This window comes from Henriciella marina (assembly GCF_027213945.1).
Classification (GTDB): domain Bacteria; phylum Pseudomonadota; class Alphaproteobacteria; order Caulobacterales; family Hyphomonadaceae; genus Henriciella; species Henriciella marina_A.
On the sequence record NZ_JAPWGW010000011.1, the window covers coordinates 1 to 5,568 of the forward strand.

3 protein-coding genes are annotated in these 5,568 nt (G+C 60.8%); all 3 read right to left on the reverse strand.

Annotation, left to right across the window (positions count from 1 at the left end):
* Window positions 1-3,180: efflux RND transporter permease subunit (locus O4G74_RS15895; protein WP_269403504.1), on the reverse strand; the 3,180-nt coding region annotated here is incomplete at its 3' end.
* Window positions 3,173-5,035: an efflux RND transporter periplasmic adaptor subunit gene (locus O4G74_RS15900; RefSeq protein ID WP_269403505.1), complete on the reverse strand. Its 1,863-nt coding sequence runs from the start codon at window positions 5,033-5,035 to the stop codon at window positions 3,173-3,175. The genes O4G74_RS15895 and O4G74_RS15900, both read right to left, overlap by 8 nt.
* Window positions 5,032-5,568 (reverse strand): TolC family protein (locus tag O4G74_RS15905; protein WP_269403506.1); only part of this gene is annotated, 537 nt, incomplete at its 5' end. The genes O4G74_RS15905 and O4G74_RS15900, both read right to left, overlap by 4 nt.

A 5,568-nucleotide genomic window follows, 5' to 3' on the forward strand; every position in this document is an offset into this window, starting at 1 on the left:
CCGGTTATCCGGTTCGGCCCGGGGTAAATCTGATGGAATCTGCAGCCCGACCCGGATGTAGTAGATGGCCGGGATCACGATCAGGGAGAGGATGAGGGTTGAGGCCATGCCGCCAAGCATGGGCAGGGCAATCCGGCGCATGACGTCCGATCCGAGGCCGTCGGTCAGGAAGATCGGGGCAAGACCTGCAAAAATGGTCGTGACCGTCATCAACTTCGGCCTGACGCGCATGGCCGCGCCCTTGCTGACAGCTGCGAAAAGCTGGCTCCTGTCAGACGGGTTCGCCTTGCGGACTTCCGCGTCGATATAGAGCAGCATCACGACGGCTGTCTCGACCGCGATGCCGCCCAGGGCGATGAAACCGACCGCGACGGCTACTGACAGATTGTAGCCTGCCAACCAGACGGCCCACATTCCGCCGACCAGGCCGAATGGCAGGCTGGCCATGATGATCAGGGTCCGGTCGAGCCGACCGAAATGTAGCATCAGCAGCAGGAAGATCAGTGCAATCGCAGCTGGAATGGCGATCTTCAGCCGCGCATTCGCTTCCTGCATCTGTTCATACTGTCCGGAGAACTCCACCGCATATCCCGCAGGCAGGTCGACGGCGTTGGCAATCACCTGTCCGGCGTCTGCAACATAGCTGCCCATGTCCCGGTCCGCGATATCGACGAAAACCCAGCCAGTCAGCCTGGCATTTTCCGATCGGATCATTGGCGGGCCTTCCGTATAGGAAATGTCCGCCAGTTCGCTGAGAGGGATATGGGCGCCGGACGGGGCGGGCACGAGTATCTCTTCCAGGTCTGTGGCGCTCTCACGAAATGGCCGATCATAGCGCAGGATGATGTCATAGCGTTCCCGGCCCTCGACAGACTGGGAGAGTGTCATGCCGCCCAGGGCGGTTCGGATCACGGACTGGAAGGCTGCCATGTCGATATTCCGCCGGGCGAGTTCGCCCCTGTCCGGCGTGATCTCGAGATATTTGCCGCCCATGACCCTGTCGGCGAAGGCCGAGCGCGTTCCGGGTACGTCCGAAATGGCCGCTTCTATGTCCCGGGCAATGGTCTCAATCTCTGTCAGATCATCGCCCGTAACCTTGATGCCAATGGGCGTGCGCACTCCTGTTGAAACCATGTCCATGCGAATCTTGATCGGATAGCCCCATGAATTCACGAGGCCGGGCATTTGCAGCTTGGCATCGAGCTCATCGGTGATGTCCTCGACCGTCACACCTGGCCGCCAATCCTCCTTCGGTTTCAGCTTGATCCAGGTCTCGATCATGGTGAGTGGCGCTGGATCGGTTGCGGTATCGGCGCGCCCGGCCTTGCCGAAGACACGATCGACTTCTGGCACGGTCTTGATGACGCGGTTTGTCTGGCCAAGAATCTCCCGCATCTTGGTGGATGACACGCCGGGCAGGGTGGTCGGCATGTAGAGGAGCTCGCCTTCATAAAGGGCCGGCATGAATTCCGAGCCGATCCTCTGGACCGGCACGATGACGGTGGCCGTCAGCGCGAGCGCTAGGGCGACCGTGATCCATTTGAACCTCAGGGCTAGATGGAGCAGCGGTTTGTAGGCCCAGACGAAGAAGGCGTTCAGGGGATTGGCTTCCTCGCGCCGGAACCGACCCCGCATCAGGTACAGCATCAGAACCGGGACAAGTGTCACCGACAGAATGGCCGCGAAGGCCATCGCATAGGTCTTGGTATAGGCAAGAGGACTGAAGAGCCTGAAGCTCTGACCGGTCAGGGCAAAGACGGGCAGGAAGGAGACCGTGATGATGAGGAGTGAAAAGAATATGCCGGGGCCGACTTCCTGAGCCGACTCGACCAGCGCCTGGCGGCGCACGCTCGGATCGGGTTTCGGTCCCAGATCCGCCAGTTTCCGGCTGGCATTCTCGACAAGCACAATCGAGGCGTCGACCATGGCGCCGATCGCGATGGCGATCCCGCCAAGTGACATGATGTTCGCTGTGACACCTTGCCAGGACATGATCAGGAACGCGCCGAGCACTCCGAGCGGCAAGGTGATGATGGCAACCAGAGACGACCTTACATGGAGGAGGAAGATCAGGATGACGAGCGCAACCGCGATGCCTTCCTCGATCAGCTTGTCTTTCAGATAATCGACCGAACCCTCGATGAGTGGCGCGCGGTCATACACAGTGACAATCTCGACACCTTCCGGCAGGCCGCGCTGGAGACTATCAAGTTTCTCCTTCACACGTTCGATCACCGACAGCGCATTCTCGCCATCGCGCATCACCACGATGCCGGACACCGTTTCGCCTTCGCCATTGAGTTCGACAATGCCGCGCCGGAGGGCCGGGCCTTCGACAATCCGGGCGACATGGCTCAGCTGGACGGGGGTGCCATCCTCTGCCTTGACCACGACCTGTTCGAGATCAAGCTTCTCATCGACATAGCCTGATGAGCGGATGACATATTCCGTTTCGCCCTGTTCGAGCACGCGGCCACCGACTTCGCTTGAGGCTGCGCGGACCGCGTCACGGATACGGGTGATCGACAGGTCGTAACTTCTCAGGCGATTGGGATCGAGGAGAACCTGGTATTCCCTGACAAAACCGCCGACCGAGGCGACTTCAGAGACCCCCTCCACACCGGCCAGTTCGAGTTTCAGGAACCAGTCCTGGAGTGAACGCAGCTCGGCGAGATCGGTCTTGCCGGTTTTGTCGACCAAGGCATACTGATAGACCCAGCCAACGCCGGTCGCATCCGGTCCTATCTGCGGTACGGCGCCTTCCGGGAGTTCAGACCCCAGCCGGGACAAGGCTTCGAGCACGCGCGAGCGGGCCCAGTAGAGGTCAACATCATCGTCAAATATGACATAGACAAAACTGGTGCCGAACATTGAGGAGCCGCGCACATCCTTGGTCTTCGGCAGACCGAGAAGGTTCGTCGATAGTGGATAGGTGACGAGGTCCTCGACAATCTGCGGGCTCTGGCCCGGAAAATCGGTACGAATAATGACCTGGGTATCTGTCAGGTCCGGCACTGCATCGAGCGGCGTGCGCTGGATCGCCATCCACCCGGTCACAGCCAGTGCAGCGGCGAGCATGAGGACGATGAGCTGGTTGGAAACCGACCAGGAGATCAGCTTTGCCACCCATGATCTGGAGGGGTCTTGCCCCGCGAGGTCTCTGTCGTTTCGTTCAGTCATGACCGTCCCCCGAATGCCCAGGGGCCTGGTCAGCGCCAGTCTCGCTGTCATTGGTCGTCATCGACATGCCGGCCATCGGCCTGGGCCAGTCAATCCGTTCGGCCCCATCTGCGCTGTACGGATTGGCCGGTTTGGCTTCTTCCTGCAGCCAGTACCGGCCCGTTGCCATGTCCCGGTAGAGCACCAGACCAGCCTCGCTGTAATGCTGAGGTGCGCCTTCCAGCAGCCAGGGTTTCAAGGCCTCGACCAGGTCTGAGAGTTGCGTGGCAAGGTCTTCGCGGTCCGTGGCGTTTTGCGCGGCGGCGAGAGCGGTTTGCGTAGCATCCATGACCGGTGCCAGTTTCGTGTTCGCGTAACGGTCCCGCAGCACTGGCACCAGGGCGAGCGCCGGATCCACGAATAGCGGATCGATGTCATACCCGTCTGTCAGGGCCTCGTGGAAGTAGAGCGCCATGTCAGTGAAGTGATCGATTTCGGCGAGGGCTTTACTGTCCACCGGTATATCGAAGAGCGGTGTTTCCGGACTGGCCGCACTCGCATCTGGAGCTTCCAGCTTGGAAAGGCCTTCTTTCAGGTTCGCTTCGCTATCGAGCAGGAACTGGCCGCTGGCGACGACCACTTCGCCGCTTTCCAGGCCCGACAGGATCTCTGTTCGGCCATCAGCCGAAATCCCAGTTTGCACCGCGCGTCCGGAGAAACGGCCATTGCCTTCGGCGATGACGACACGGGCGCCCTCGCTACCAAGCAGAATGGCTTCACTTGGAACCGAAAGACGCGGTCGGCCGCCGATATTCAGCCTTATGTCCGCATAGGCGCCCGGGCGAAGATAGCCCGACACATTGTCCACTTCGATCCGGACGTCGGCTGTACGGGTTTTCGGGTCGATTGTCGGATAGATATAGTCGACCTGGCCTTTACCGGGGGCATCGGGCGCGCTCGGAAAATCGAGTTCGGCCGGCATGCCTGCCTGCACCAGAGGCAAATCGCTCTCCGGCACAGAGGCAATGACCCACACATCGGCATAGGATTGAAGCCGTAATATGGGCGTACCGGGTTTGACATAGTCGCCATTGCGGACCTGAAGCTCGGCAACCGTGCCGCCGGCTTCTGCGTAAACTGGAACACGTTCAATGACCTGGCGGGTTTCGGTCAGCCGGTCGATGGCCGCATTCTGCATGCCAAGGGAGCGCAGGCGTTGGCGAACCGACGCGATGCGCGCTTCGTTGCCGATCTTGAACGAGTTCAGATAATCTTTCTGCGCGGCGATCAGGTCCGGACTGTAGATCCGGTAGAGGAGACTGCCGGGGCGGACGGTGTCGCCCTCGGCATTGACCGCCAGATTCTCAATCCAGCCTTCTAGCCGCGAGACGGTAACATTTTCGAGCCGTTCATTGGTCTCGACCGTGCCGAAGGCTCTCAGTACACGGCTGAAATCCCCGGTCTCGGCAGGTGCTGTCCGGATCCCCATGGTCTGGATCATTTCCGGCGAGACGGCCACGCCCGATCCGGTGTCATCGGCATAAACCGGGATGTAATCCATGCCCATGGAATCCTTTTTCGGAACGGGCGAGGTGTCCGGCTTGCCCATGGGATGCTTGTAGTAAAGGATTTCGCCTGCTGAGCTCGTTGGTTCCTGGGCCTTGTCGGCAGGCACCAGGTCCATGCCACAGATCGGGCAGGTGCCGTCCGGATCGGTCGAAATATAGTGAGGGTGCATGGGGCAGGTGTATCGTTGCGTCTCGCTCGAGGCGTTCGGCTTTTCACCCTGGCCGCCCGGTGATCCGCCCGGTGCGCCGCATGCGGCGAGCAAGAGGGCGGCAGATGCGGTGCCCATTATCAGGAATGTCTTTTTCATTGTGTCACCAGGAGGGCATTCAGGCGTGCGATCGCAGCGGCCTTGCGGGCCGTTTCAGCTTCGATTTCCGCCCGGAGTTTGAGAATGGCGATCTCGCCGTCAATGATCGGCGCATAGCCGCCAACACCGGATTCATAGGTAATCAGCTGGGCCTCGACTTCGTCTTCGACGGCAGCGATCTTGACCTGCAGGACGTCGATACTGGCATCGGCCGCGCGGATAATGGCGTCCCGGGACGCATACTGGGCCGCCGCATTCCGTGCGGCGGCCTGGTAGCGTTGCTCGGCGCCGGCCCGCTCGGCCTTTGCGGCGCGCAAGTTCGGCGCCTGCTTCCTTTCGGCCCAGAGCGGAACCGTAAAAGTCACCATACCGGAGACCCAGTCATCCCCCGCGAACATCGCGCCTTCATCGCGCTGTTGATAAGTGAGCTGGGCCCCCCATTCTGGCTTCCAGGCCGCGCGGGCCTCGTCGATACCGTAATCGGTAACGCGGACGGCCGCGTCGGCAACACGCACGGTATGGAACTCAAGCGC

Excerpts from the sequence above, each read along its gene's own strand:
- O4G74_RS15900 (WP_269403505.1), bottom strand. The coding sequence starts at position 5,035 with ATGAAAAAGACATTCCTGATAATGGGCACCGCATCTGCCGCCCTCTTG.